The sequence below is a fragment of the Desulfoluna sp. CYM3A genome, assembly GCF_056829965.1.
In genome coordinates this window covers 2,851,322-2,878,179 of sequence record NZ_CP186556.1, presented here as the reverse complement: position 1 = coordinate 2,878,179, position 26,858 = coordinate 2,851,322, and the positions used below count along the sequence as shown (strand labels likewise).

The following is a 26,858-nucleotide window of genomic DNA, read 5'->3' as shown; positions in this document are numbered from 1 at the left end:
ATGCCGGGAGTTCAACCATGACACGTACATCCACCTGTTTCGCCATCATGCTGGTCACGCTGCTCACCCTGGCTTCCTCGGCAGTGGCCCTCACGGGGCTTCCCGTTGCCCGCATTGGGATCGTGACCGACGGGCCCTGGGCCAGGTATCCCGATTCTCTCGAGGTGTTCAAGGAGGAAATCATCACCCTGGCTGAAGGGGAGTTCGATATCCGCTTTCCGTCAAACCGAATCCTGGACGGGGGGTGGAACGCCGGGGCGGTTATCTCCGCCCTGGATACCCTCCTTGAGGCATCGGACGTGGATCTGGTCGTGGCCCTGGGGGTTGTGGCCAGTAACGAAGCCTGTCGCCGCAGGAACCTGAAAAAACCTGTTATCGCTCCTTTCATTATTGATGACAGGCTCCAGGATCTTCCCTTCAAGGATGGGACCAGCGGTGTGCGAAACCTCAACTACATCAACGTGCAGAAGAGTATCTCCAAGGAGATGAAGACCTTTACGGACATCGCACCGTTCAAAACCCTCACGGTTATTGCCGATCAGTTTGAAATCAATGCGCTTCAGGACATCACAAAGCATATAACGGCCTATGAGGAGGAGCACGGCCTTGGAATCAAGCTTATCGCTTATGACGTCAGCGCCGAGAAAACCTTGGAAAAGCTCACCCCTTCAACCGAAGCGGTGTTTGTGACCTCCCTGCTTCGCATGCCCCCGGACGAGTTTGAAAAACTGGTGGCGGGGTTCATCGACAGGATGCTGCCCAGCTTTTCCTTCTGGGGCATGGCCGATGTGGAGACCGGTATCCTGGCGACCATGACCCCCAAATCGAATATTCAGCACCTCTCCCGAAGCGTTGCCGTTAATGTCATGGAGGTGCTTCGCGGGAAAAACGCCGGGGATCTCCCTGTCTTCTTCAGCCGTGGGCAAAGCCTGACCATCAACTGGGCCACGGCAAAGGCCATTGAAGTCTATCCCAAATGGGACATCATCACCGGCGCGGAGCTTCTCAACAACACTGTCGAGGGCGTGGGAAGGCGTCTGACCCTTGAGGGGGCCGTTACCGAATCGGTGCGTGCCAACCTCGATTTGAAAGCACTGGACAGGGCCGTGGCCTCAGGCATGGAGGATGTTAAGAAATCACGGGCCGACCTGTTGCCGCAACTGGGGCTCGGATCAGAGGCCAGAATGATTGACGACGACAGGGCAAGGGCGGCCCAGGGCCAGAGGCCGGAAAAGACATGGTCCGGTTCCATAACCGGCAGCCAGGTCATTTATTCGGACAAGGCCTGGTCGGCCTATACGGTGTCGAAAGAAACCCAGAAAGCCCTTGAGGAAGATCGGGAGACCCTTAGGCTTGACATCATCAACAGCGCTGCCGTAGCCTACCTCAATGTGCTCAGGGCCGAGGCGGTCCTCAACATACAGACCGATAACCTCAAGCTGACCCGCGCCAACCTGGAGCGGGCCAAGGTCCGTGTTTCCGTTGGAGCGGCAGGCCCTGAAGAGGTGTACCGCTGGGAGAGTGAGCTGGCCAACCGTCTCCAGGACGCCTTGAATGCGGAATCCTCGCTTCTTGACGCCAGGAGTGAGATGAACCGCATCATGGACCGGCCTTTGACCGAGGGCTTTGCCCCTGCAGAGGCGGGGATCAGGGACCCGGTCTCCGTGGTGGGCGAACCCCGTATTTTTCCTTATCTCGAGACCCCCCGGAAGGTTCGTGTCCTGAGTGATTTTTTTCAGGAGGAGAGTCGGGTCAAGGCCCCGGAACTCAGGGCCATCGATGCCCAGATTGCAGCACGCATGCGGGTGCTGACTGCGGCCAAGAGAGAGTTCTGGCTCCCCACCTTTGAACTTGTCGGCAACGTCACCGAAGTCTTTGACAAAAGCGGTGACGGCGCTCGTCCCCCACCGCCGAAGTCCCGGATGATACCAACTGGACCGTGGGGGTCACAGCATCCCTGCCCCTGTTCAGCGGAGGCGAAAGATCGGCCGAATTGAGGCAGGCAAGGGAAGAGATCCAGCGGCTCGGCAGGGAGCGTGAGGCTGCGGCTGCACGCATCAGCCAGAGGGCTGTTGTGGCCATGAACCGCGTCCGGGCTTCCTATCCGGGGATACGCCTTTCCAGGGACGCGGCCGCATCCGCGGCCAACAACCTGCAGCTGGTGACGGACTCCTATGTCCGGGGCGTGCTGTCCATCATCGATCTGCTCGACGCCCAGAACCTTGCCCTTGTGGCCGAGCAGCAGGCAGCCAATGCCGTTTATGATTTTCTCACGGACCTCATGGAAGTGCAGCGATCCGTGGGCTCTTTTTTTCTTTACGCCGACGAGACCGAGCGAGATGTCTGGTTCGACCTGATTGAATCCTATTTCTCCCAGTGACTGTAAGATAAGGATTGAACTCCATGGACCCTGTTGTCCTTACCGTGGCCTTTGCGTTGGGCTATCTGATGTATCGCCTGGGGCTGCCTCCCCTGGTGGGTTTTTTAATGGCCGGGCTGTGCCTCAGCGGCGTGGGGTATACCTCCACCCCCATGCTTGAGGCCGCCTCGGATGTGGGCGTGACCCTGCTTTTGTTTACCATCGGCCTGAAGCTGAGGCTCAGGAACCTTGCAAAGCCGGAGGTGTGGGCCGGGGCGTCTCTGCACATGGCCCTCACCGTGGCGACCATGGGAGGGGCCCTGTTCTGCCTGGGGTACTCCGGGCTGCGTTTTTTTCTTGCAATCGACATGCAGACCGCGCTGCTCCTGGCCTTTGCCCTGAGCTTTTCCAGCACCGTCTTTGCCGTCAAGATCCTTGATGAGCAGGGGCGCATGGACTCCCTCAACGGCCGCACGGCCATCGGCGTGCTCGTGATTCAGGATATCCTGGCGGTCATCTACCTGACGGCGGCAACCGGTAAGGTGCCCTCTGTGATGGCCATTGGGGTCATTGCGCTTCTTCCCGTGGTGAGAAAGGCCTTTCTCCTGGTGATGGACCGCATCGGCCACGGGGAACTGATGGTGCTTTTCGGCCTGTTTGCCGCCCTCATCGCAGGGGCCCATACCTTTGACCTGGTTCGGTTGAAACCGGATTTAGGGGCCCTGATCCTGGGCATGCTCATGGCGCCGCACCCCCGGGCCAAGGAGATGGCAAACGCCTTGATGAGCATCAAGGACGTGCTGCTGGTGGGTTTTTTCCTTGATATCGGGCTGCGAGGCATTCCGGGGGCTGCGGGGTTTGCCGCCGTGGGCATCCTGGTGGCCCTGCTTCCCCTTAAGATGGCCCTCTATTTTCTGGTCTTCACCCGGTTTCGCTTAAAGGCCAGGACCTCCTTCATGACCATGGCAAACCTTTCCAATTACAGCGAGTTCGGCCTCATCGTCTGTTCCCTTGCCGCATCCGTGGGCAAGCTGGATCCCCGGTGGCTGGTGGTGATGGCCATTGCCCTGTCCGTCTCCTTTATCCTGGCATCGCCTTTGAATACTTACTCGGACCGGCTGTTTGACCGTCTGGCCGACATGTTGAAGCGGTGTGAGACCTGCGAGCGTCATCCCGAGGAAACCCCGTATGAGCGGAAATCGGCGGATATTGTCGTTATCGGTATGGGACGGACCGGGGTGGGGGCCTACGACTGGTTTCGGGGGAAGTACGGCGAGGTCGTTCTGGGGATCGATTACGACAAAGAGACCGTTGCAGGCCATGAAATGCAGGGACGGAGTATCGTCCAGGCCGATGTAACCGATCTCGATTTCTGGCGGCGCCTTCCCACTCCGGACGGGCGGGTGAGGCTTGTGGTGCTGGCCTTGAATAATTTTGAATCCACCCTTTCCGCCATTCAGAGATTCAAGCAGTTCGGATACACAGGTGCTCTGGCGGCCGTGGCCCGCTATGACGACGAGGTGGAGAGGTTGAAGGAGGCCGGGGCTGATGTGGCATTGAATGTCTTTGCCGAGGCCGGGGCTGGCCTTGCAGCCCATGCCGTGGGAAGCCTCGGGTCACCGGAGCAGGGACCGGCCTGATACGCTGAACGGCCCCTGTGACGGCTTATCGGGTGTGCTGCCTTTTTTATTCCTACAGGGCGAGCAACTCCGGGGGCTTGGCGCATTCAAACCCTTCATCTTCAAACAGGCCTTCGCCACCCAGGTGCTTCTCGTAGTCCACGCCCCACTGCCGCATGTGCTGGAGGATGGGGATGATGGTGTATCCCAGGGCGGTCAGCGAGTACTCGACCCTGGGGGGAACCTCCCGGTAGACTTCGCGATGCACGAGGCCGTCGGCTTCAAGTTCACGGAGCTGCTTGGTCAGCATGCGCTGGGTGATCTCCGGGATGCTGCGGGTCAGCTCCCCGAAACGCATGATCTGCTCCAGGGCCAGGTGATTGAGAATGATGGGCTTCCACTTGCCTCCGATGACAGAAAGTGTCAACTCGAAGTAGCATCGGTATGATTTTCCCTTAAGCTCTTTGATCCTGCAGGGTTCGGGCATGGTCGGTCTCCAAAGGTATCTTTTTTGTAAGTATGGCACAATAAATACCGTACTTGCGAAAACTGTTTCCCTTATGGATAGTGCACCTGTCAGGAACGGTCAAGGGATGTATCCCTTGATAACGTGAAACCATTGAGGAGGGGGCTTCGGTCGTCCCATCCATGAATCCACAAGGAGAGACAGCTATGTATGCCATTGCAGTCAACGGAAGCCCCAGAAAGGGTGGAAACACGGAAACGCTTTTAAATCATGCAATAGAGCCACTTAAAGCCGCGGGTTGGGAGACCGAGATGGTCCGTATCGGCGGGAAACCCATGCGGGGGTGCACCGCCTGCGGCTCCTGTTTTGAGAAGAAGGACGGCCTCTGCATCCTGAAAAAGGACAGCTTCAACGAGATCATGGCCAAAATGGTCCGGGCCGATGCCATTATCCTGGGCTCTCCCACCTATTTCACCGATGTGACGGCCGAACTCAAGGCCCTCCTCGATCGCTCCGGCATGGTGGCCCTGGCCAACGACAGGGCCTTCCGGGGAAAGATCGGGGTCGCGGTGGTGGCCGTACGACGGGGTGGCGCCACCCACGTCTTTGATACCATCAACCACATGTTCATGATGTCTCAGATGATCGTGCCCGGTTCCACCTACTGGAACCTTGGCCAGGGCCTGAACAAGGGCGACGTGCTGGAAGACGCCGAAGGGCTGGCCAACATGAAGAACCTGGGGGAGACCATTGCCTGGCTGGGGAAAGCGATGGCGCCTCATAAAGAGAGCTTCCCGCAGACCCTTGAATTTTTCGGGTAGGCAGTCAGCCTCTGAGTATTGGCCAACTTATCTGGAAACAGACGAAACTCCGAGACCTGCAGGGAGCACTCCGTGCACCAAAATGGCGGCCTTCCACCCTTCTCTGATACCCCATAACGCAAAGAGTTTTGGTTCCCCGGGCATGGTGCAGAGAGTTCACCCTACGGGCCGAGGGCCTCACAGCACGATGTCATTGAGAATAGACCATGATCTGTTGAAACCATTCAGCTTTCTCGTCCCGTTTGATCCGCCACGCGTTTACCGCTCCGGCGCCAGGATGGTGAGGAGCACCCCGGTGAGGATGAGGACGCTGCCCCCGTATCCCAGGACCCCCAGGGTCTCGTTCCAGAGAAGCCAGGCAAAGAAGGTGGCCACCACGGGTTCCAGGGTGGCGGTGAGGACGGCTCGGGTGGGGGCCAGGGTGCGCAGCCCCAGGTAGTAGAAGCTGTTGGCGCTGTAAGAGAAGAAGGCCAGGAGCAGGAGCTGGAACCAGATGACGGGCGTTTTGGGGGTGAACTCCACAAAGGGGAGAAGGCCCAGGATACCCGTGGGAAGGATCCAGAAGAAGAGGGTATACGGGGCGTAGGTGCCCGAAAACATCTTGCCGATGATGTAGTAGAGGGAGTAGCAGATCCCTGCGGTGAGCCCCCAGAGCACGGCCGTGGCAATGGACTCACCGGCCATGGGGCCGCCGTCGAGGCAGATGCCCCAGACCCCTGCCACGGCAAGGGCCATGGCGATGCTCTTGATCAGGGTCATGCGTTCCCCGAAGAGAAAAAAGGAGAAGAGAGCGACCCAGAAGGGAGCGGTGTAGAGCAGCACCGAGGCCAGGGCTGCCCCGCCTTTGTCGATGGCCATCATGTTGGCGGCGTAGAAAAGGGAGATGCCCACGAAGCCGAAGGCAAAGAGGACGGGCAGGTCTTTTTTCTTTGCCGCCATCTGTCGTTTGGCGGCGGCATGGGTACCGAACATAATCCAGGTCAGAAGGGCTCGGAAAAAGCCCGCCTCAATGGGAGAGACCCCGGCGGCAAAAAGGTACCGGGAGACCGGGCCCAGGAGTCCCCAGAGGAGGGCGGCTCCAAAGATAAACAGATAGCCTTTGAGGCTGGGTGAGGTGAGCTTGGGCACGGGGGGCTCCTTTGTCTGGATCTGATGCGGACCCGCGTCAGCGGATAAGACCAACGTGTCGCCATGGGCAGAGCCGTGACGCGAGATCAAGCTTTACGGCCCTTTGTGTGCCATGTCAAGGGCTGTCCGGGAAAGACCCAGGGTTAACGCATTTAAAAAATCAGTTGCCTCCGGCAGGGCCGCCGGAGGCAAAAATCTAAATGCGGTAACTCTGAAGGAAGACCCCTGCAAAAGGGGAGCTGTCCTTATGGTTACAAGGTCCCGGCCATGATCACGGCGCCCAGGATGAGCACCACCAGGGCAGGGGCGCTCTGGGTCGGCTTATGCCGGGCTTTGACGTGGGCGGCCACGGCACCGATCATGGTCACGACCAGAAGAGCCGATGCCGCCAGGGTGAGGGCCTCTATCTGAAGGCCCATGGCGAGGCACACCTCCAGGCCGCCGATGAGGGGCATGGCATGCTTGGGCAGGCCGAACTCTTTGAACTGATCGGCCAGGGGCTTTGCGCCCAGTAGTTTTGCAACACCGGCCATGAGGATCAGGGCGGAGGTGATGAGTTTGACGATGGTCATGGGTCGTCTCCTGTGACGGGGCGTGACGGATCCGGCTATCCGTCCTTGTTCCCTTCATTGGCCTTGAGAATGCTCTCAAGGCTGATCTGTTTTTTGTTGGTTTCCGGTTTGGCCTGTGTGTCGGTGCTTCGGACATAGAGCACGAAGCCCGCCTTTTTTCCTGCGGCCTCTTCCCATTTGGGAACCAGTTCCAGAAGGCTTGCGGCCAGAAAGGCCAGAAATAGGATTGCCGTTGCAATGCGTCGAAAAGTCATGGGGCCTCCTTGGGGCGTACATCCTGTATGGCGCGACGGCGCCATTGGCTGCGGACAAACCCGATATAGTCAAACAGAGCAGTGACCGGGCAAAAGAGTCGGCACCAGGGGCGCTTGACCATAAGGGAGCCGATGACCACGGCCAGGGTCATGGCAAAGAGGGCATCGGAGCCGGTGAAGTTAAAGGCCATGCCAAAGGGCTCGAAGCTCGCCTGGGAAGGGTTCCGGAAAAAAAGGGCGGCGCAAAGGGCTGCAAGGGCCACAAGCCGTGCCGACCAGGTCATCCATGGGGTCCGCCTGGGTGGTGAGCAGCCCGTCATGCGTCCCAGCCCTTCCTGAACCGCGCCAAAGGGACAGAGGATGGCGCAGTAAAGGTTTTTGCGGGTGAGGAGAAAGACCGCAACCGCTAAGGCCAGGCAGACCAGGGCTGCGTAGGAGGCAAGGCCCTGCGCCCAGCCCCCGGAGATGAGCAGGTGCACGGTGGCAAGGGAAAACTGGGTGCTGTAGAGGACACCCAAGAGCAGGGTCGAGACCGTCAACAGGGCGGCGCGGCCGTACTAGGGGAAGCGGCGTCCGGCCACGAAAAGGGCGCAGCCGAAGAGCAGCACGATCACCATGCTTTTTATGAGCTCTTTTGGGTTCACCGGGCCGGGGGCGCCTTGGGCGGTCATGGGCTTACCCGTGCGGGCGGCGGTAATGCGGGCTGCTGCTTCCCTGAGCCCTTCCAGGATCGCCGTGGAGGAGATGGTGGCCCCGGAGACAGCGTCGACGTCGGGAAGCGTGTCCAGCCTGCTGCCCGGAAAGGGATCGAGGAGCCCGCTTTCCACCACCTTGGCCAGGTAGGTGGTGGTGTCGGTGCTGTTGAGGATGGCTACATGTCGGATGGTTCCTTTTTCATCGGCTGCCAGGGCAACCTTCAGGGGGCCTCCGTAGCTTGGGCGGCTTGCCAGGGCGATATGCAAGGGGGCCTCCGGCGCGTTGCGTTGGTCTGCCCGATACAGCTGGTCGCTTACCTGTGAGATGTTTGTGAGTGTGTTCGAGATGTTCCGGATGTGCGCCGTGGCAGACTCCTGGAGCCTGGCCCTCCCCCCGGCCCAGGCCAGGATCAGGACCAGGAGGGAGAGGATGGCGGCTGCACGTTCCATGTGCTGTTTTTGCATGAACAGGTGTTCCTTATGCCTTTTTCTTGAAAACAAAGAGCTTGAGCATCACCGTGCCTGCGATGATGTGGGGGAGCCCCAGAAAGCCGATGAAATAAAATCCGGCCCTGCTTTCGTATTCTCCGGCCAGGGTGAAGCCGCCGGCAACCACGGCGCAGAAAGAGAGAAAGCAGCCGTACATGAGCAGGGTCTGCCACCAGGGGACCTGTCTTCCGCTTTCTTTCAGCCAGGTGTTGGCGCTTAAGATGATGATCACCGGACCGCCCCCATGACCATCCAGAAGAGGTAGTTGAGTATTGTTGATCCGGGAAACATCGTTTTTTTCCTTTCAGGATTTTGGTGCGTCGTTTGGTTGCCAGCCGAAAGCAGCCCCTATGGAAAGCGGCCTGCCTTCGGTCGATGTTGACGTCCTTCGCGGCATTGCCAGGTCCGTTCGATTTCAAAGAAGTCGTCGCTTCGCATCCACCAGGGCGCTTTGTGGTAGTTGGCCTCTTTGCCGCCGTCCCAGTCCGACTTGAACTCTTCGGCTTCGGGGTACTTGAAGAAGTTGGTCTGCATGGCAAGGAGACCCTTGGAGACCAGATGGGTGGGGTCCCGGGGTTCCAGCTCCCTGGAGATGGTGTGTATCCAGGTGTTCTTGCGGGAGTATGGGCACAGACCGATGCAGACCCGGCACCCGAGGCCGTCGCTGGTGGGACCGCTGCACCACTGGAGGTGGCACTTCTCTTCATCCAGGCGCCAGCGCTTGAAGCCCCGTATGACGGTTTCCGGCCTGTCGCTCTTGGAGATGGCCCCGGAGGGGCAGGCCTCCGCGCAGATTTTGCATTGCATGCAGAAGTCGGCCATGCGCACGCTGATGGGCTTGTCGTATTCAAACTCGATGTCGGTGATGACGGCGGCGGGTCGGAAGTTGGCCCCGAGCTCCGGCACCATGACCACACCGGCCCGGCTGTATTCGCCCAATCCCGCGAGCTGGACATACGGGCTCATCATCACCTCGTAGTGATGGCCCGGGAACTGGGCACGGGCGGGGTAGCCCAGCTCCTGGATAAACCGCTCCAGAAGGCCGGAAGCACACCGGGATCGAAAATAGGCGTCAAAGGAGGTGGAGTACCCCACGGCGGCGTACGTGCTGTCCCAGTACATGGGGACTCCGAAGACGATGATGCTCTTCCAGTGCCCGGGGACCTTGTCGCCCCAGCTGTCGTGGCCCTGGTTGGGCATGCCGCGCATGAGTCCCTTGAACATGAAGCGGGGGGTCCAGGTCTCCTGCCATCCCCACCAGGGACATGCCGTACATGTGGGCCATGCGCTTGATGAGCTTGGTGGCGTGCTTGGGGGACTTGAACTTCAGGGGCTCCTTTCGCCAGATATGGCGGTAGTCCCACTCCTCCGGGGGCACGGGGACGCCGGTCTGCTCGTATTTTTCCGCGGGGTCTTCGGGAACCGTGGAGCCGTATCGGTTGTACATGCCGGTGTCCCGGAAGGAGGCGTTGTAGGCGTCGGCAATGGCGTAGCGCCTGTGCTTGCCCGCCTTCCACGCTTCGGCCCGGATGACGCTGTTTTCAAGGGCCTTCATCATGGTCTCGAACTCTTCCTTGGGCCGGTTGCGGTAATAGTCTCCCACCGGGCCGGGCAGGGCTTTGAGGCCCTTGTCGGGCGTCCAGGTGCCCTCCTTGATGTAGCCCATGATGACCGCTTTGCGCTGGAAGAGATACTCGGTCCAGTCGGGGCGCTCCACCTTGCCCACGGGCTTGAAGAAGGTGGGCAGGTCTGTTCTGAAGGGCTCGCGGTTGAAGAACATGTCACCGCCCTGGTAGGTGCGGTTGTAGCCTGTGTAGGCGTCGTCGGAGCGGCCGATGGCAAAACCGGCGGCACCGGCGCCCCCCACCGAAGCCACGGCTGCGGTGAGGCCGCCTATTTTAAGGAAGCCGCGGCGTGAAAAACCGCCCGGCTCTTTTTCGGACGGCTCCTTGCCTTTTGGGGGCGGGGCAGCTTCCTCGGTCTCTTCCGGCTCCAGGTACTCCGGTTTGGCGGTGAAGTTGGCCGGATCGTTGATGATTTTAAGGGCATCTTTTTCATTGGGCATGGGATTGGCTCCTTCCGTCCTGTGGACGGTCTTTATGGAAAGGCTCCTGTGGATCCAGGGCGCTTTTGAAATCGGGAAAATGGTCGAGGACGCATCGGACATAGGGGGGCGCTTTGTCGGGCTCCGTTTCCATGAGGACTCTGGCCCGGTTCACCAGGAATTCCCGTGCGTCAAAGTCGATGAGGGCCATGTCGATATGGCTTTGGGCCGCCTCAACGGGCTGGCCCAGTGCCAGCAGGGCGTCTCCTTTCACCCGCAGGGCCGTGAGCTCCGGCCCGAAGGCTTCGAGCATGTGCTCGCACAGGCAGATGGCCTCTTCGTGCCGGCCTGCGTGGAACAGGCAGATGGCAAGCCCCCGGCTGGACTCCGGGTGGTCGGGATTCAGGGCTGAGGCCTTGTGAAAGTAGGGGAGAGCAGCATCGGGTTTTTCCAGGTGGAGAAGGCATTCCCCTGCCCAGAAATGGGCCCCGGCATAGTCGGGGGACAGGACCACGGCCCGCTCAAACAGGGGCAGGGCTTCGGCCACCCGGCCGGTCAATGCATGGCAGAGGGCAGCGTTGTAGGTGGCTCCCCCATGGTCGGGCTCTTTTTTAAGGATGGCCTCGTATCTTTCCAAGGCTGCTTCAAATTCTTCCTCATACAGGGCGATGTTGCCCCGGTTGTATGCGGCCCTGAGGTTTTCCGGGTCAAGGGAGACGGCGGTGTCAAGGTGCGTGCGGGCTTTGCACATCTCTTCCTTTTGAAGCCAGGACAGGCCCATCTCGTTGTGGAGCCTTGCCAGCAGGCGCATGCTGGCTGCTATTTGTCTGCGGGATCTCTAAATTAGTTTCTCCAGAAAAACCCGGAGCGATTCAGGGGGCTCTGTGCGTTTGAGTTTCCCTATGGCCTTTTCTATAGCCTCTTCCGACCATGGGGACGATATCAGGGAAGGGCGGTTATGTTGCATGTCCGTTGACATGGGTGTCTCCTTGACTGGCGTGTGTGTGGAATGCGGCAACTCGACCGGTTTTTTAGGGATAGCAAGGGGTGTGCCAAAACGCAGTGGCTTGAAATGACAGGGAATGTGGATTCGAGGGGGATGTTGCGTTGGTAAATAAGGTAATTTTGGTCTATATTTGTCTTATAAGATGAAAAATTACTTTATTCGGTAATACGAGGTGCCCCATGCCCGCCCCTTCCCCCACAGATGATCTGCGTTTTTTTCAGGAGACCGTCTCCCATCTCTCCGGAAGCCTTGAACTGGCCGACTCCATGGTGTCGGTCTTTAATCACCTTGCGGACAATTTCCCCCTGGAGGGGATCTCCCTGCACCAGTATTCCCAGGGGCTCAATGCCTTAAAATTGCTTTTTCTCGTGCGTGAAGGCCGCTTCGATTACGTGGAGACCCTGGTGGACCTCACCCCCCGGGAAGGGGCGATGATGATCCATTTCGAGCAGGCCGGGGACGTCATCCTGGAACGGAAAATAAGCCGGGACGGGGGGGCCGCAAAGCACGCCCAGGCCCTGGGGCACCTGCTGCCCGTCAAGCCCCGGGCGTACCTTGTGGGGATCCTTACGTCCGGTAATGAAACCGTGGGGCATCTCTGCTTTATCGGTAAGGAGGGAAAACTGCTCTGCAGACGTGAGCGAGATTCCGCCTGCTTCTCCACCCCCTTGCCCTGGCCATGTGATCTGCTCCGGTTTCAGCGAGTGGCGTTTCAGGAACGGCTCAATGAGGAGAAGCGCGGGCTGGAAAGGGCTCTGGAGCAGCTTCGGGACAATCGCATCGTCGGGGGTCTCGGCGGCCTGGGCAGCGTTATGGAGGTGGTTCGACGCCTGGAAGGAAGGGAGGTGCCGGTGCTCATCTTGGGGGAGACCGGTACCGGCAAGGAGCTCATCGCCGAAGAGGTGCAGCGGATCTCACCGCGTCGAAACGCGCCCTTTGTGAAGGTCAACTGTGGTGCCATCCCCGAGGGGCTCATGGACGGGGAGCTGTTCGGGTACGAAAAGGGGGCCTTTACCGGGGCCACCCGGAGTCGGCCCGGGTTTTTTGAGCAGGCCCACGGCGGCACCCTCTTTCTGGACGAGGTGGGCGAGCTGCCCCCTCAGGTTCAGGTGCGGCTCCTGCGGGTTCTCCAGAACGGGGTGGTGGAGCGGTTGGGGGGAAAGGACTCCATCTCTGTGGATGTGCGCATCATTGCCGCAACCCATCGCAATCTTGAGGCGATGATGAAGCAGGGGGCGTTCCGTGAGGACCTCTACTACCGCCTCTTTGTGTTCCCCGTTACGGTTCCTCCGCTGCGGGAGCGCAAACAGGACCTCGAAGCCCTGGTGTACCATTTTATCGAAAAGATACGCCGGAGTGCCCCAGAGCCCCTCCCTTGCACCGCGGGCCATAGATGCGCTGATGCAGTATGCCTGGCCGGGCAACGTGCGGGAGTTGGAAAATCTTGTGGAGCGGGCCATGACCCTGTGGCCCGTGGGGCCCCTCTACCTGGATCGGTTGTTACCCCGGGAGCCGGCGTTGTACCAGGAAACGCGGGAGAACCTGTCGGAGCTGGAGCGGATAGTGGAGGAGAAGGTCGCCGCCTGCTTTGAAAAACAGAGGCCGGGTACACAGATCCGTGAAACGAAAAGCGCTGCTTCGGCACATCCTCTCCAGACCCTTGATGAGGCGACACGAAAATGCATCGAGGCGGCCCTCTCCCACTGCAGGGGGAAAGTCCACGGCCCCGCAGGCGCCGCCGCCGTTCTGGGCATCAATCCCAGTACCCTGAGAAATAAAATGGCCAAGCTGGAAATCCGGGCCGACGCCTGGAAGCCGTAGGGCTTTCCGCTTACGGAACCATGGATGTTGAGCAGCGGGGAACTCTTGACGATTCATTGCGGCTTAAGGCCTTGATTGTGCTGTTTATATTTGATTGTAAAAAGGTTGACATTGAAAAAACGCTCATGGTATCCATGACTGAGCGCTCGTTCAGGAAACCGGTCGTTGCTGCCCTCATTTCCTCTCCGTTTTATCCTGAATCCTCTGCCTGTTTGTCCCGGTTTTTCTTTGCAGTGCTGTTCTGAACGTTTATCACCCGCGAATATCCAACGTCTCCGATTCCGGAGGGAGCATGGCCCGTAAACGTCCCGATGAAGCCGGTGTGGTCTCCCAGGTGAAAAACCCGGAGCTGGTCCATACCCGCCGTCGCCAGATTGTGGATGCTTCCGTTCATCTTTTCATCGAAAAGGGGTTCCACAAAACACCCACCCGCCGGATTGCAGAAGCCGTTGGCTTTTCCATCGGATCCCTCTACGAATACGTCTCATCCAAGGACGATGTCCTTTACCTTGTCTGTGACGCCATCCACGACGAAATAGAAACGGGCATCCATCGCGACATAGCGCGGGAGAAACGGGGAATCGACGGTCTTGAGGCCGCCATCGGGGTATACATCCGGGTATGCGATACCATGGCCGATCACCTTCAGCTGATCTACCAGGAGACCGCGTCCCTTTCCAAAAAGTGGCGGCGCCGTGTTCTGGAAAGCGAGGTGCGCATCACCAATATCTTTGTGGAGCGCATTGAGCAGGCCGTGGACGAGGGGACTCTGTCTCCCATGGAGCCCTCCTCCGTGGAGCTTCTGGCCCACACCATCATGGTCATTGGCCATATGTGGGCCTTCAGGCGATGGTTTTTAAAGGGGCGCTACACCCTTGAAGGGTACATCGCTTTTCAAACCCGCTTTATCCTGGCTGCGGCGCGAGAGGGCGGGGCGCCCTCGGCAGGGAGCGGCACAGGGCCTGACCAATATGCGGGCAACCCACCTTCTATGCATTGGAGACAACCATGAAGATCCATGAATACCAGGCAAAGGAACTCTTCAGGGCCCATGGCATCGCCGTCCCTGACGGGGCGGTGGCACGAACACCGGGAGAAGCGGCCTTCCGGGCGGTGAGCATGGGAGACTGGCCTGTGGTGGTTAAGGCGCAGATCCATGCGGGGGGGCGCGGCAAGGCCGGGGGGGTGAAGCTGGTGAACTCGGCCGACGAGGCGGAATCGGTGGCCAAGGGCCTTCTGGGCTCCACCCTGGTGACACACCAGACCGGCCCCGAGGGCAAGGAGGTGCACACCCTTCTGGTGGAAGAGGGGCTGGACATCGCCCGGGAGCTTTACCTGGGCATTGTGCCGGATCGTGCCACCGGCGATATCGTGATCATGGCAAGTTCCGAAGGGGGCATGGAGATCGAGGAGGTAGCGGAGAAGAGCCCGGAAAAGATCATCAAGGTGCGCGTGGGGCCCCTTGCCGGGCTGTGGCCCGGCCACCTGCGCCGGGTGACCTTTGGTCTGGGCCTGGAAGGGCGCGAAGCCAAAGCTGTTTCCGCCCTTGTTCAAAAACTGTTCGGATTTTTCGAGACCAAGGATTGCTCCCTGGTGGAGATCAATCCCCTGATCCTCACAGGAGACGGCGAGGCCGTGGCCCTGGACGCCAAGGTGGATTTTGACGACAACGCCCTGTATCGCCATGCAGAGATTTCCGCCTTACGGGACGTCACCGAAGAGTCCCCCCTGGAGGTGGAGGCCTCCCGCCATCGCCTTAATTATATCAGCTTAGACGGCAACATCGGCAATATCGTCAACGGAGCGGGCCTTGCCATGGCCACCATGGACCTCATCAAGATGGCCGGGGCAGAGCCCGCCAACTTCCTTGACGTGGGGGGCGGGGCCACCAGCGAGATGGTGGAGAACGCCTTTCGCATCCTGTTGAAAGACGACAAGGTCAAAGGGGTCCTCATCAATATTTTCGGGGGCATCCTGCGTTGCGACATCTTTGCTCGGGGTGTGGTGGAGGCCGCATCCAAAACCGGCATCAGCGTCCCTGTGGTGGTCCGCATGGAAGGGACGAATGTGGAGGAGGGCCGACGCATCCTTAAAGAATCCGGCCTCGACCTCCAGACTGCCGTTGACCTGAAAGACGCCACGGAGAAGATCGCCGCCATCGTGGCGTGATCGGATCCTGCGGGAAAGGAGTGAGCTGTGAGCATCTTCGTCGATAAATCCACGCGATTGCTGGTCCAGGGCATCACCGGGCGTGAGGGCAGTTTTCATACCGGTCAGTGCAAGGCTTACGGAACCCAGGTGGTGGCCGGGGTCACCCCGGGCAAGGGCGGGCAGACCCATGAGGGGACCCCGGTGTTCAACACCGTGACCGAGGCCATGGCGGAAACCGGTGCCAATGCAGGCATGATCTTTGTGCCCCCGCCCTTTGCCGCCGACGCCATCGTGGAGGCTGCCGAGGCAGGCCTGGAACTGATTGTCTGCATCACCGAAGGTATCCCCGTGCTGGACATGGCCCGGGTGAAAAAGGTGATTGATGGGACGGGCGTGCGCCTCATCGGTCCCAACTGCCCGGGTATCATCACCCCGGGGGAGTGCAAGATCGGCATCATGCCGGGGCCCATGCACCGGCCCGGTGGCCCGGCCGGGGTGGTGTCCCGCTCCGGGACCCTTACCTATGAGGTGGTCCATCAGCTTTCCAACCAGGGCATCGGCCAGACCACCTGTGTGGGCATCGGCGGGGACCCGGTGAACGGTACCTCCTTTGTGGATGTCCTCAAGGCCTTTGAGGCCGATCACGAGACAAAGGGAGTGGTCATGGTGGGCGAAATCGGCGGTACCGCCGAAGAGGAGGCCGCCGAGTTTATCCGGGACCACATGACCAAGCCCGTGGTGGGGTTCATCGCAGGGCTTACCGCGCCTCCGGGCAGGCGCATGGGCCACGCAGGGGCCATCATCAGCGGCAACAGCGGCACGGCCCAGGCCAAGGTGGAGGCCATGACCTCCTGCGGTGTCCACGTGTGCGAAAACCTGGGCCGCCTGGGGGAGACCTGCTGGGAAGTGTTCGGGTAGGGAGTTCCGCCTGCACGGCGGGTGGGCTCCATGGGAATCATAACCGGAGGCACACATGATGGATCTGATCGGACGAATCGCAACACCTGTGGGGAAAAAGATGCTCATGGGGATCACCGGGCTGGGGTTTTGCGGGTTCCTGGTGGTGCACCTGGCAGGCAACTTCACCCTGTTCCGGGGTGCAGATGCCTTTGCCGAGTACACGGAGAGGCTCCACTCCCTGGGATTCTTGCTCAAGGCGTCCGAGTTTGTACTGCTCGTGATGGCCCTGGCCCATGTTCTCACCGGGGTGGTGCTGGCCCTTGAGAACCGGCGGGCACGCCCTGGTATCAGGTAACCGGCCGTCACGGTGGCCGAACCCTGGGCTCGGCCACCATGATCTACACAGGGCTTTTGGCCCTGGCGTTCATTGTCCTTCACCTCATCGGATTCAAGTTCTCCCCTCCGTCCGGGGCGTCACGCTACCCTGTGGTGGTGGAGACCTTCTCCCGCCTCACCTACGTGGGGGCCTACCTTGTGGGTATTCTGGCCATTTCGTTTCATGTGAGCCACGGCTTCTGGAGCGCGTTCCAGAGCCTGGGGGCAAACGGCGAGGGCAGCACCCCCTGGCTGATGCGGTGCGCAACCTGGCTGGCCGTGGGGGTGGGGATAGGATTCGGGTCAATTCCTCTTGTGTTTTTTTTGTTGTAAGGGCGATGGAAGCAAAGTCCGTCAGAACGCCTGGGTAAAATCGTGAGGAAGACCACTTCGAACGATGAAACCAGCTTCTATGGCGAGATGGGTGCCCTTCACCTTGCAGCCGGAGTTATTCCGGTTAAAGTCAAACGAATCCCAGACGTTCTGCATCGTGTTTTAAGAAGAATGAAATGGGCTGCTCCTGCAAAGACGGTTGCCACATGTCACACATCACGCGAATGCCCCCATAACGCAGGCAGAATGGTTGCCTTCATGCATTCGCCATAGGGCTTCCAGGTGCCCCACATGGCCGCCGGAGGCTGCTTTTTGTTGCCTGAATAATGACCTTTTTTGACCCAAGGAGATGGTTTATGGCTCTTGACGCAAAGATTCCGGGCGGGCCTCTGGAGGAGAAGTGGGACCGGCATCGTTTTGAGATGAAGCTCGTGAACCCCGCCAACAAGCGCAAGTACAGTGTCATTGTGCTTGGCACCGGCCTTGCCGGTGCCTCGGCTTCCCACCCTGGCGGAGCTGGGCTACCGGGTGAAGACCTTCTGCCTTCAGGACAGCCCGAGGCGGGCCCACAGCATCGCGGCCCAGGGGGGGATCAACGCGGCCAAGAACTACCAGAACGACGGGGACAGCGTGCGCCGTCTCTTCTACGACACCATCAAGGGCGGGGATTTCAGGGCCCGGGAGGCCAACGTCTACCGCCTGGCCCAGGTCAGCTGCAACATCATCGATCAGTGCGTGGCCCAGGGGGTTCCCTTTGCCCGGGAGTACGGGGGGCACCTGGCCAATCGCTCCTTTGGCGGGGCCCAGGTATCGCGAACCTTTTATGCCCGGGGCCAGACCGGCCAGCAGCTTCTCCTGGGGGCCTACGGCGCGTTGTCCCGGCAGGTGGCGGACGGGGGCGTGAGCCTTTTTACCCGGCGGGAGATGGTGGAACTGGTTGTGGAGGACGGCCGCGCCGCAGGGATCATCGCCCGGAACCTCGTCACCGGGGAGCTGGAACGCCACGCCGCCGATGCCGTGGTCATGGCCACCGGGGGCTACGGAAATGTCTATTATCTCTCCACCAACGCCATGAGCTGCAACGTGTCGGCGGCCATGATCGCCTACCGCAAGGGGGCCTTGTTTGCCAACCCCTGCTTTACCCAGATCCATCCCACCTGCATTCCGGTCCACGGCCAGTGGCAGTCCAAGCTGACCCTCATGAGTGAGAGCCTGAGAAACGACGGCAGGGTGTGGGTGCCCAGGAAAAAAGGGGATACGCGCAGCCCCAGCTCCATCCCCGAATCGGATCGGGACTACTATCTGGAGCGCAAATACCCTGCCTTCGGGAACCTGGTTCCCAGGGACGTGGCTTCCCGAAGTGCAAAAGAACAGTGCGATGCGGGCCTGGGCGTCGGGGAGACGGGATACGCCGTCTACCTCGATTTCCGGGATGCCATAAAGCGGGACGGAGAGGAGGTGATCAAGCGCAAGTACGGCAATCTCTTCTCCATGTACCAGCGCATCACCGACGAGGACCCGTACGGCACGCCCATGCGCATCTACCCGGCGTCCCACTACGCCATGGGCGGGCTCTGGGTGGATTACAACCTCATGAGCACCATCCCCGGCCTTTTTGTGCTGGGGGAGGCCAACTTTTCCGACCACGGGGCCAACCGGCTCGGGGCCAGTGCCCTGATGCAGGGACTGGCCGACGGGTATTTTATTATCCCCTACACCCTGGGGGGCTACCTGGCGGATCGTCCCTTCGGGGCCCACACGGAATCATCGGATGCCTTCATAGAGGCGGAATCCGCGGCAAAGGCCCGCATCGAGGGGCTTCTGGTATCCACGGGCAAGCGGACCTGCGATGACATCCACAGGGAGCTGGGTCGCATCGTCTGGGAGCATTGCGGCATGGCCCGCACCAACGAGGGCCTGGACGCGGCCCTTTCCGACGTGGAGGCCCTGGAGGCGGTTTTCCGGCAGGATCGCGCCATGGTGGGCACGGCGGATACCTTCAACCAGAACCTTGAAAAAGCCATGCGGGTCTCTGATTTCCTTTCCTTTTCCAAAGTAATGGTTGCCGATGCCAGGGCCCGCCAGGAGTCCTGCGGCAGTCACTTCAACGAGGCCTTTCAGACCGAAGACCACGAGGCCTTGCGAGACGACACCTCATATGCCCATGTGGCGGCTTGGCGACACCGCGGCGAGGACGAAGAGCCGGAGAAGGTGGTGGAGGATTTGAGCTTTGAAAACGTCACCCTGAGCCAAAGGAGCTACAAATGACCGACACCATCGGGTTGACCCTGAAGATCTGGAAACAGGACGGTCCCGGTTCTGGCGGCCACCTGGAGACCTACGAGGTGAGGGACATCTCCACGGACGCATCCTTTCTTGAGATGCTCGACATCCTCAACGAGCGGCTGGTGAGGGCAGGGGAAGAGCCCGTGGCCTTTGACCACGACTGCCGGGAAGGGATCTGCGGCACCTGCGGGGCAGTTGTTAACGGCAAAGCCCACGGCCCCCTGAAGGAGACCACCCTGTGCCAGCTCCACATGCGCCACTTTGAAGACGGCGATGTGGTGGTCATCGAACCCTGGCGATCCCGGGCCTTTACCGTCATCAAGGACCTGGTGGTGGACCGCGGGGCCCTGGACGCCATTATCCAGGCCGGGGGCTACATCTCGGTGAACACCGGGGGCGCCCCGGACGCCAACGCCGTGGCCGTCTCCCAGGAGCAGGCCGAGCTGGCCATGGACGCCGCCGAGTGCATCGGGTTGCAAGTGTCGCGGCTGCCTGCCCAGACGGCGCGGCCATGCTGTTCACCAGCGCCAGGGTCTCCCACCTGTCCACCCTTCCCCAGGGAAAGCCCGAGGCCAAAAAACGGGTGGAGTCCATGGTGGCCTGCATGTCCGAGCAGGGGTTCGGCAACTGCGGCAACGAGCGGGAGTGTGAGGCGGCCTGTCCCAAGGGCATCTCCATTTCCCATATCTCGAAGCTGAATCGCGAATTCTTGAAATCGTTTTTTAAGTGATTGATTGTGTGTGTCGTGCTCACCCTGACAACTGGTTGAAATTTAAGTCGAAGACTCTATTCATCCTGCAGGGTTCATGATATAGAGGTTCGGATGCGGCCAGAGAAACAAGGCAAACAAAGTCAGGGACTCGGATAGCAATGAAGGGGGTAGACGACACATGGGTATTTACGATTTACAGTTTGACGACTACGGCAACACCAGGGCCCTTAAGGTCAACGCCAAAGGCAACGCGGTTCTGTTCCACAACTACACCAACAAAGGGGTGGCCTTCTCCGATGAGGAGCGCGAATTATTTGAAATCAGCGGGCTGGTTCCCCCTGAAGTCAAAAGCCTCTCCCAGCAGGTCTTGAACGCCCAGGATATCATCCGGGAGAAGATTAGCGACTTTGAGAAGTTCATCTACATCCGGTCCCTTTTCGACCGAAACGCCACCCTCGCCCACGCCCTCCTTGCAAGCGACATCACCCGATACATGTCCATTGTGTACACGCCCACGGTGGGGATCGTCTGCCAGCGGTTCTCGTCCATGTTCCGCCAGGGCAACGGCCTCCATTTCTATCCCGGCAACATCGACGATGCCGAAAAGATCCTGCGCCGTTACGAGCGTGCGGATATCCGTGTGGCTGTTGTTACCGACAACCAGGGCATCCTGGGCATTGGCGACCAGGGGGCAGGGGGCCAGGCCATCTGCCTCGGCAAACTCATGCTCTATACCCAGGGGGCCGGTATTGCGCCCTGGCACTGCCTGCCCATATCCCTGGACGTGGGCACGGACAACGAGAAGCTCCTCAACGACCCCAAATACATCGGCTGGCACCACAAGCGCCTCACCGGGGACGAGTACTTCGACTTTGTGGAGAAGTTCGCCAAAGCCTTTAAAAAAGTGTTCCCCAACGCTCTGTGCCAGTGGGAAGACTTCTCCAAGCAGAACGCTTTCATGTGCAACCTATGTAAACGATCTTATCAGCTTCAACGACGATATCCAGGGTACCGGTTCCGTCACCCTGGCAGGCATCCTGGCTGCCATGAAGATCAAGAACGAGGGCTTAAAAGAACAAATTTACCTGATCCACGGCGCAGGGGCAGGCGGCGTGGGCATTGCCGAGCAGATCGAGGCGGCCTTGGTGGAAGAGGGCATGGCCGTTGCCGATGCCCGTGCCCGTATCTACACCCTGGACTCCCGCGGCCTGGTCACCACGGACCGCAGCCTCGACCCGTATAAAGAAAAATTCGCCAAGGACCCCGGGGCGCTCCCCTGGTTCAACAGCTCAGAAGACGGCGCCCTTGAAAACGTCATTGAAAAGGCGGGGGTCACCGTTCTTATTGGAACCTCCGGCCAGCACGGCTGCTTCACCCAAGAGGTGGTGACCAAGGTCCTGGCCAACACCGAGCGTCCCATCATCCTTCCTTTGAGCAACCCCACGGCCAATACCGAGGCCATTCCCGAGGACATCTACAACTGGACCGACGGCAAAGCCCTCGTGGCCACGGGCAGCCCCTTTGACCCGGTGAGTCACGGCGGCTCCGAATATCGCGTGGGCCAGTGCAACAACGTCTTCATCTTCCCCGGGGTGGGCCTGGGCGTCATCGCCTCCGGGGCCACCACGGTGCTCCCCAGCTTTTTCACGGCCGCCGCCCATGCCGCAGCAGACTGCGTCGGCAACGAAGACCTATCCCGCGGCGCCCTGTTCCCCACCGTGGACAGGCTCCAGGAGGTGACCCTCAAAGTGGCCAAAGCCGTGGGACGCGCCGCCATCCGCGAAGGCGTCGCCCGAAAATGCGCCTTCAGCTCCTTTGATCACGGCATGGATCCCGAACGCCTGGACGAAGCCGTGGACAACATGATCTGGAAACCGGTCTACCTTCCCTTGGAGGCCTAAAATTTAGGAAGCGTAAATATAGGAGAGGCCTTCTATGCTCAAAGTCGCCGGAAAAAGCAAGCCTCCGGCGGCGAGGTGGAGCCACCTCGAAAGCTTATTGCGCTTGCGCATTTTCCTTCGTTCCTCAGGAAAATGCGCAAGCGCCTTCGGTTCGGGCTTCGCCCGATACATAAGCTGATGGTTTGTACGAGTTGTCCCACAAACCTTGAAAATATAGGGCGCGTTGCTGTAACTCATTAATTATCGGGATTAATCGCTCTGGCTCTGCTTGTTGCGCCGTATCCCGATGACATGGGTTGAGCGTGATACCCAGACACGGGCGCAGCCCGTAAGCAAATGCGGAGGGCGAGGAACGAGCCCCGAAGCATTTGCGAAGGAGGGGCCGTGTCGGGTATAACAGGGCCATGAATGAAACCCACGCATCCAACGCAGGAAAGGAACTCATGGCTTCGGGCATGTCCCGGGATTATATGCTGATCCATACGGCCACGCTGCTCTTCGGACTGGCCGGGCTTTTTGGGAAGCTGGTGCACCTTTCCCCCGTGGCCATTGTGTTCGGACGGGTGTTTTTTGCCGCGCTCTTCCTGGGACCAGTGATTCTCCTGGCCGGACGTCCCCTGCGTCTTGCTTCCACGCGGGATTACCTGCTGATGGCCCTTCAGGGCCTTATCCTGGCGGTTCACTGGGGCACGTTTTTTCGGTCCATCCAGGTGTCGTCCGTTGCCGTCGGCTTGCTGACCTTTGCCACCTTTCCTGTGTTCACAACACTTCTGGAACCCCTTTTTGACAGTAACTCTTTTCGGTGGCGAACCCTTGCCCCGGCCTTGTGGACCCTTGCCGGGGTGTTTCTCGTGGTGCCCCGCTTTCATCCGGGAGAGCCTGTGTTCGAGGGGGCACTCTGGGGCCTGGCCTCGGGTCTGACCTTTGCCGTGCTCTCCCTTCTCAATCGCCGGTTTGGAAAGAGGTACCACGGCGCTGTGGTCTCCTTCTGGCAGGATGCCGCCGCTGTGCTGGTTCTCCTGCCCGTTTCTTTTCCCTCAATTCCCACGGCAACCGATCTCGGGTACCTCCTGCTTCTGGGAGTTCTGTTTACCGGGGTCTCCCACACCCTGTTTATCCAGGGCATGAAAACCGTGTCGGCCCGAAGGGCAAGCATCATCGCGTCCCTGGAGCCAGTGTACGGCATCACAGCCGCCTGCCTCCTCCTGGGCGAAGTGCCCACGGCGCGGTCCCTTGCGGGTGGGGCCATGATCCTGGCAGCTGCCCTGTGGGTGACACTGCGCAAGGTGAAGGCACCTTGAAACCTTAGGGCAAATGCATGGGGGTTCACATCATGCGGACGTTTTCGAGGCATTTCTATGGAGTGTGACATATGGCAACCGCTTTTGCAGGAAAGGGCTGTTTCATTGGTCCTTCTTGGATGAAGTTTGGGCCGCCCCTTCAAAATAACAGAGATAAATCGACCGAAACGGAGCGCCGCACTCCGGTGCGGCATTTTAGTCCGTCGTTACCCGTGCCGCACAGGAGTGCGGCGCTCCAGGGGACAAGGGGGAATTCCCCACCCTCGCCGCCGGAGGCAGTGCGGTTAAATCGGCAATGGGCAAGTAGCGACAACGTACCCTCTGATTTCGAAGCTTGTGAGCCAGCCCGCACAAACCATTAGCGTTTATGTCGGGCGTAGCCCGAGCCGAAGGCCATTGCGCTTTGCCCTGAGGAACGAAGGGCAAAGCGCAATGGCAATCAGCTTTCGAGGTGGCTCACCTCGCCGCCGGAGGCTTGCTTTTTCACAGCAACGTTGACCATAGACCTGCAACATCAAGGAGGCATATGACAGACATACTGGACGCGGGGCTTCTGCTCTTGTGGTACGACATCCACAAGCGGATCCTGCCGTGGCGGCAGACTAGGGATCCTTATCGGATCTGGCTCTCCGAGGTGATGCTTCAGCAGACCCAGGTGGCCACGGTGATACCGTATTACAACCGGTTCACCGATGCCTTTCCCGACGCCACGGCCCTTGCTGACGCCCAGGACGACCGGGTGCTCAAGATGTGGGAGGGGCTCGGTTATTACAACCGCTGCCACAACCTGCTGAAGGCCATGCGGAAGGTGCGGGATGAGCATGGGGGCAGGGTGCCGGATACGCCGGAGGCTTTTTCCAGCTTGCCTGGAGTGGGGCCATACACCTGTGCGGCGGTCCAGAGCATTGCCTTCGGGCATTCCCTGGCAGCCGTGGACGGCAACGTCAACCGGGTGGTGACCCGTCTTTTCGCCCTTGACGGGGTGGTCACTTCGGCTGGAGTGAAACGGGCCATTCAGGATGCGGTGGACTCGACTGTGCCGGAAACGCGGCCTGGTGATTTCAACCAGGCCATGATGGAGCTCGGGGCCACGGTCTGCACGCCCAGGCGACCCGATTGCTCCCGGTGCCCTTTGAAGTCCGGTTGCAAAGCACGGGCGTTGGGCAGGCAGGAGGCTTTTCCCGTCAAGGGAGCCAAAAAGGCGGTCCCTCTTTACCCTGTGGCCCTGGCCGTGGTGGTGAAGGACGGAAAAATCCTGGTGCAGAAGCGCCCGGCCAAAGGTCATCTTGCCGGGATGTGGGAGTTCCCCGGGGGGCGGGTCCTGGCAGGGGAAACCCACGAAGATGCCCTGGGGCGGTGCCTCATGGATGAGCTGGGGGTGGTTCCGACTGTGGGAAAACTGGTGGGAAGCGTGACCCACGCCTATTCGCATTTTCGGGTGCAGCTTTATCTCTATCTGGCAGAGGTTGGCGGAGGCTCGCCAACGCCGAAAAAGGGGCAGCCCGTGGACTGGATTACGACGGAGGACCTGGATCGCCTTGCCTTTCCCACAGCCAATAGAAAATTGTTTCCACTGTTGGTGGAGGCGTTGGGATAATCCTGGCAACATGAAACGTTTAAGGAAGGATAGTTGATGACAGACGAACGATGCCCCTGGTGCGGTGACACCCCTATTTACGTGGCCTATCACGACGACGAGTGGGGCGTGCCAGAGCACGACAGCAGAAAACTTTTTGCCATGCTTTTGCTTGAAGGGTTTCAGGCCGGGCTCTCATGGATCACGGTGCTCAAAAAGCGGGCGCATTACATGGAGGTGATGGACGGACTTGCCCCTGAGAAGATCGCTCTCTACGACGAGGCCAAGATCGAAGCGCTCCTGGCCGATCCCGGGATCATTCGGAACAAGCTGAAGGTAAGGGGCGCGGTGAAAAACGCCAAAGCCTTCCTCGCCCTGGAAGAGTCCCCGACTGTTCCGAGCTTCTCTGGGGATTCACCGGCGGCAAGACCCTGGATAACGGCTTTCGAATCATGGCCGATGTGCCTGCCAGCACCCCGGAGTCCGATGCCATGAGCAAAACCCTTAAAAAGCTGGGGTTCACCTTTGTGGGATCCACCATCTGTTACGCCTTTATGCAGGCCGTGGGCATGGTCAACGACCACCTGGTGACCTGCCCCCGATACCGCGAGCTGGGCGGCAAGGTGGGGGCACCTTGAAATCCCATGGCCAATGCATGAATGCAGCCATCATGCGACTGGTTTTACTTTTCGTTCCCAGGCTCCGCCTGGGAATGCTTTTCGGAGGCTCTGCCTCCATGTTGGGTAATGCCAATGCCTGTGCGTGAACCATGTACGGCCTTTGATATCGGCAAGGCGGAGCCTTGCTATGAACACTCCCAGGCAGAGCCTGGGAGCGAAGCAAATAAGTAGGGTATGTGAATGCCCCACATCGTTGATTTCGGGCGCAGCCCGTCAGCACATGCGACGTCCCTGAGGAACGAAGGGAATAGCCTGTTAGCGGGGTGAGTTTCGTTCCCAGGCTCCGCCTGGGAGATGCTTTCGGAGGTGCTCCCCTCCATCCCGCATAAGCCGTCAGTTTTATATCGGGCGAGGTCCGAGCCGAAGGCCAATATGCTTTCGAGGTGTTTTCGCTATTGTGGCCTCGCCACCCTCGCCGCCGAAGGCTTTTTTTCCTCTTTTGTTAACCAACTCCTCCACCCGTTTTACATACCCTTCAATATTGCATTTCCGTTTCAGGCCGGATGCCTTCATGGAGCGCACTTTGCCGAAGCCCGGCTGCTGTGGCCAGGCGCGGTCGTGGAGGCCGAAGGTCCAGCCCACTCCGGCATAGGAGTTGGGGTCTCGTCCGTCCAGAAAGTAGCGGTTGTTGAGGTAGAGGGCTGTTTCAAAGGCTTCTTTGGCATCGTGTGACCATTCCAGTATTTTTTTCCCCCAGTACATTCGCATGTAGTTGTGCATGAACCCGGTGTGGACCATTTCGGCCATGGCTGCGTTCCAGTAGGGGTCGTTGGTCTTGCAGGCCGTGAGTTCCTCTTTTGTATAGAGGTCCTTTTGCATACCCCGGGCGGCAAGGGTTTCCTGCGCCCAGGAAGGGGCTGCGGCCTCGAAGGTGTCGTAGTCGGGTTCGAACCAGGCGTAGTTGATGGCCAGCTCCCGGCGGACGATGAGTTCTTCCAGAAAAACGGCCACGTCCTCGGGACAGGAGGTTCCCCCGTGGCTTGCGGCAAGGGCTGCATCCAGGGGGGAGAGCTGGCCGAAGTGGAGGTAGGGGGAGATCTCGGAGATGGCGTTTTCTTCGGGTTTGTTTCGCAGGGACGCGTAGCGGGGAAGGATCTCCGACACAAAGTGGGCCAGTTTTTTTTGGGCTTCGTCTTCCCCGCCTTTGAATCGGCTGACAGGCGCCACGCTTCGGTCCACGTTGAAATGGTCCGGTACCCCCTTGCTTGGATCGATAGCGCCCTTGGGAAGGAGGGCAGGGGGAAAGGGGACCTTTACAGGCGTGGGGGCGAGCCCCACCAGGTAGCGGTCCAGGAGTCTTTCGATTTTGGGCCGGATGGTGCGGGCGGCGTATTCCCTGTTTGGCGGATGCGCATTCAACCGGCACCAC

At 59.8% G+C, this 26,858-nt stretch carries 29 protein-coding genes and 2 pseudogenes; 20 read left to right on the top strand and 11 right to left on the bottom strand.

Features of this window, described 5'->3' with window-relative positions; translation table 11 throughout:
• Window positions 1–17: 17 nt before the first annotated feature.
• The 3 genes from ACOYW1_RS14680 to ACOYW1_RS14670 are packed head-to-tail and all read left to right on the top strand — an operon-like array spanning window position 18 to window position 3,999.
• On the top strand, window positions 18–1,997 hold the full coding sequence (locus ACOYW1_RS14680) for a TolC family protein (protein WP_482423373.1): 1,980 nt from the start codon (window positions 18–20) through the stop codon (window positions 1,995–1,997).
• Entirely contained in the window at window positions 1,940–2,380 is a 441-nt protein-coding gene (locus ACOYW1_RS14675) for a TolC family protein (protein ID WP_482423372.1), read from the top strand. The genes ACOYW1_RS14680 and ACOYW1_RS14675 overlap by 58 nt, the downstream gene beginning before the upstream one ends.
• A 23-nt stretch (window positions 2,381–2,403) precedes the next feature.
• Window positions 2,404–3,999: a cation:proton antiporter domain-containing protein gene (locus ACOYW1_RS14670; RefSeq protein WP_482415882.1), complete on the top strand. Its 1,596-nt coding sequence runs from the start codon at window positions 2,404–2,406 to the stop codon at window positions 3,997–3,999.
• A gap of 52 nt (window positions 4,000–4,051) precedes the next feature.
• Here the strand turns inward: ACOYW1_RS14670 and ACOYW1_RS14665 are convergent, their stop codons facing one another.
• A complete protein-coding gene (locus ACOYW1_RS14665; protein ID WP_482415883.1) occupies window positions 4,052–4,465 on the bottom strand; it encodes a winged helix-turn-helix transcriptional regulator in 414 nt (137 codons plus the stop codon).
• A gap of 161 nt (window positions 4,466–4,626) precedes the next feature.
• Between ACOYW1_RS14665 and ACOYW1_RS14660 the strand changes: the two genes are divergently transcribed.
• Window positions 4,627–5,265, top strand: coding sequence for a flavodoxin family protein (locus tag ACOYW1_RS14660; RefSeq protein ID WP_482423371.1), 639 nt, complete (start codon window positions 4,627–4,629; stop codon window positions 5,263–5,265).
• 258 nt (window positions 5,266–5,523) lie between these two features.
• Here ACOYW1_RS14660 and ACOYW1_RS14655 read toward each other — a convergent pair whose 3' ends face one another.
• The 9 genes from ACOYW1_RS14655 to ACOYW1_RS14615 form a co-directional block, all read right to left on the bottom strand.
• A complete protein-coding gene (locus tag ACOYW1_RS14655; protein ID WP_482415885.1) occupies window positions 5,524–6,393 on the bottom strand; it encodes a DMT family transporter in 870 nt (289 codons plus the stop codon).
• Between the two features lie 251 nt (window positions 6,394–6,644).
• The gene (locus ACOYW1_RS14650; RefSeq protein ID WP_482423370.1) at window positions 6,645–6,965 is read right to left on the bottom strand and encodes a DoxX family protein; all 321 of its coding nucleotides are present in this window, start codon (window positions 6,963–6,965) and stop codon (window positions 6,645–6,647) included.
• Window positions 6,966–7,000: 35 nt separating this feature from the next.
• Complete coding sequence (locus tag ACOYW1_RS14645) at window positions 7,001–7,219, bottom strand: hypothetical protein (protein ID WP_482423369.1); 219 nt, start codon at window positions 7,217–7,219, stop codon at window positions 7,001–7,003.
• Window positions 7,216–7,758, bottom strand: a complete 543-nt coding sequence (locus tag ACOYW1_RS14640; RefSeq protein WP_482423368.1) for a 4Fe-4S binding protein — start codon at window positions 7,756–7,758, stop codon at window positions 7,216–7,218. The genes ACOYW1_RS14645 and ACOYW1_RS14640 overlap by 4 nt, the downstream gene beginning before the upstream one ends.
• An 18-nt stretch (window positions 7,759–7,776) precedes the next feature.
• The gene (locus tag ACOYW1_RS14635; protein ID WP_482423367.1) at window positions 7,777–8,379 is read right to left on the bottom strand and encodes an FMN-binding protein; all 603 of its coding nucleotides are present in this window, start codon (window positions 8,377–8,379) and stop codon (window positions 7,777–7,779) included.
• A 13-nt stretch (window positions 8,380–8,392) separates the two neighbouring features.
• On the bottom strand, window positions 8,393–8,635 hold the full coding sequence (locus ACOYW1_RS14630) for a hypothetical protein (protein ID WP_482423366.1): 243 nt from the start codon (window positions 8,633–8,635) through the stop codon (window positions 8,393–8,395).
• Between the two features lie 116 nt (window positions 8,636–8,751).
• On the bottom strand, window positions 8,752–9,525 hold the full coding sequence (locus ACOYW1_RS14625; protein WP_482423365.1) for a 4Fe-4S dicluster domain-containing protein: 774 nt from the start codon (window positions 9,523–9,525) through the stop codon (window positions 8,752–8,754).
• Window positions 9,476–10,468 carry a hypothetical protein gene (locus ACOYW1_RS14620; RefSeq protein WP_482423364.1) on the bottom strand — a complete coding sequence of 331 codons (993 nt, stop codon included), beginning with the start codon at window positions 10,466–10,468 and terminating at the stop codon, window positions 9,476–9,478. The genes ACOYW1_RS14625 and ACOYW1_RS14620 overlap by 50 nt, the downstream gene beginning before the upstream one ends.
• Entirely contained in the window at window positions 10,458–11,258 is an 801-nt protein-coding gene (locus ACOYW1_RS14615) for a tetratricopeptide repeat protein (protein WP_482423363.1), read from the bottom strand. Before ACOYW1_RS14615 ends, ACOYW1_RS14620 begins: the two co-directional genes overlap by 11 nt.
• Window positions 11,259–11,632: 374 nt before the next feature.
• Between ACOYW1_RS14615 and ACOYW1_RS14610 the strand changes: the two are divergent.
• From ACOYW1_RS14610 to ACOYW1_RS14535, 16 genes and pseudogenes are all read left to right on the top strand, one after another.
• A pseudogene (locus ACOYW1_RS14610) lies at window positions 11,633–12,736 on the top strand (sigma-54 factor interaction domain-containing protein); the annotation flags it as partial.
• Window positions 12,737–13,016: 280 nt separating this feature from the next.
• Window positions 13,017–13,274, top strand: coding sequence for a helix-turn-helix domain-containing protein (locus ACOYW1_RS14605; RefSeq protein ID WP_482423729.1), 258 nt, complete (start codon window positions 13,017–13,019; stop codon window positions 13,272–13,274).
• Between the two features lie 20 nt (window positions 13,275–13,294).
• A complete protein-coding gene (locus ACOYW1_RS14600; RefSeq protein ID WP_482415892.1) occupies window positions 13,295–13,519 on the top strand; it encodes a hypothetical protein in 225 nt (74 codons plus the stop codon).
• Window positions 13,520–13,566: 47 nt separating this feature from the next.
• Window positions 13,567–14,286, top strand: coding sequence for a TetR/AcrR family transcriptional regulator (locus tag ACOYW1_RS14595; RefSeq protein ID WP_482415893.1), 720 nt, complete (start codon window positions 13,567–13,569; stop codon window positions 14,284–14,286).
• The gene (gene sucC / locus ACOYW1_RS14590) at window positions 14,283–15,443 is read left to right on the top strand and encodes an ADP-forming succinate--CoA ligase subunit beta (protein ID WP_482423362.1); all 1,161 of its coding nucleotides are present in this window, start codon (window positions 14,283–14,285) and stop codon (window positions 15,441–15,443) included. Before ACOYW1_RS14595 ends, sucC begins: the two co-directional genes overlap by 4 nt.
• A 27-nt stretch (window positions 15,444–15,470) precedes the next feature.
• Window positions 15,471–16,343 carry a succinate--CoA ligase subunit alpha gene (gene sucD / locus ACOYW1_RS14585; RefSeq protein WP_482415895.1) on the top strand — a complete coding sequence of 291 codons (873 nt, stop codon included), beginning with the start codon at window positions 15,471–15,473 and terminating at the stop codon, window positions 16,341–16,343.
• A 55-nt stretch (window positions 16,344–16,398) separates the two neighbouring features.
• Window positions 16,399–16,680, top strand: coding sequence for a succinate dehydrogenase/fumarate reductase transmembrane subunit (locus tag ACOYW1_RS14580; protein ID WP_482423361.1), 282 nt, complete (start codon window positions 16,399–16,401; stop codon window positions 16,678–16,680).
• Between the two features lie 38 nt (window positions 16,681–16,718).
• Entirely contained in the window at window positions 16,719–17,033 is a 315-nt protein-coding gene (locus ACOYW1_RS14575; protein ID WP_482423360.1) for a succinate dehydrogenase/fumarate reductase transmembrane subunit, read from the top strand.
• Window positions 17,034–17,522: 489 nt separating this feature from the next.
• Window positions 17,523–19,301 carry a fumarate reductase/succinate dehydrogenase flavoprotein subunit gene (locus ACOYW1_RS14570; protein ID WP_482423728.1) on the top strand — a complete coding sequence of 593 codons (1,779 nt, stop codon included), beginning with the start codon at window positions 17,523–17,525 and terminating at the stop codon, window positions 19,299–19,301.
• Window positions 19,298–20,017 (top strand): succinate dehydrogenase/fumarate reductase iron-sulfur subunit, encoded by a 720-nt coding sequence (locus tag ACOYW1_RS14565; RefSeq protein WP_482423359.1) that lies wholly within the window; start codon window positions 19,298–19,300, stop codon window positions 20,015–20,017. Before ACOYW1_RS14570 ends, ACOYW1_RS14565 begins: the two co-directional genes overlap by 4 nt.
• A 192-nt stretch (window positions 20,018–20,209) precedes the next feature.
• Window positions 20,210–20,932: pseudogene (locus tag ACOYW1_RS14560) on the top strand (NAD-dependent malic enzyme); the annotation flags it as partial.
• A complete protein-coding gene (maeA, locus tag ACOYW1_RS14555; protein ID WP_482423727.1) occupies window positions 20,904–21,932 on the top strand; it encodes an oxaloacetate-decarboxylating malate dehydrogenase in 1,029 nt (342 codons plus the stop codon). The pseudogene ACOYW1_RS14560 and the gene maeA, both read left to right, overlap by 29 nt.
• Before the next feature lie 404 nt (window positions 21,933–22,336).
• The gene (locus ACOYW1_RS14550; RefSeq protein WP_482423358.1) at window positions 22,337–23,233 is read left to right on the top strand and encodes a DMT family transporter; all 897 of its coding nucleotides are present in this window, start codon (window positions 22,337–22,339) and stop codon (window positions 23,231–23,233) included.
• A gap of 526 nt (window positions 23,234–23,759) precedes the next feature.
• Window positions 23,760–24,830: an A/G-specific adenine glycosylase gene (mutY, locus tag ACOYW1_RS14545; protein ID WP_482423357.1), complete on the top strand. Its 1,071-nt coding sequence runs from the start codon at window positions 23,760–23,762 to the stop codon at window positions 24,828–24,830.
• Window positions 24,831–24,866: 36 nt separating this feature from the next.
• Complete coding sequence (locus ACOYW1_RS14540) at window positions 24,867–25,304, top strand: DNA-3-methyladenine glycosylase I (protein ID WP_482423356.1); 438 nt, start codon at window positions 24,867–24,869, stop codon at window positions 25,302–25,304.
• The gene (locus ACOYW1_RS14535; protein ID WP_482423355.1) at window positions 25,262–25,447 is read left to right on the top strand and encodes a DNA-3-methyladenine glycosylase I; all 186 of its coding nucleotides are present in this window, start codon (window positions 25,262–25,264) and stop codon (window positions 25,445–25,447) included. Before ACOYW1_RS14540 ends, ACOYW1_RS14535 begins: the two co-directional genes overlap by 43 nt.
• Before the next feature lie 381 nt (window positions 25,448–25,828).
• Here ACOYW1_RS14535 and ACOYW1_RS14530 read toward each other — a convergent pair whose 3' ends face one another.
• Window positions 25,829–26,848 (bottom strand): hypothetical protein, encoded by a 1,020-nt coding sequence (locus tag ACOYW1_RS14530; RefSeq protein WP_482423354.1) that lies wholly within the window; start codon window positions 26,846–26,848, stop codon window positions 25,829–25,831.
• Window positions 26,849–26,858 lie beyond the last annotated feature (10 nt).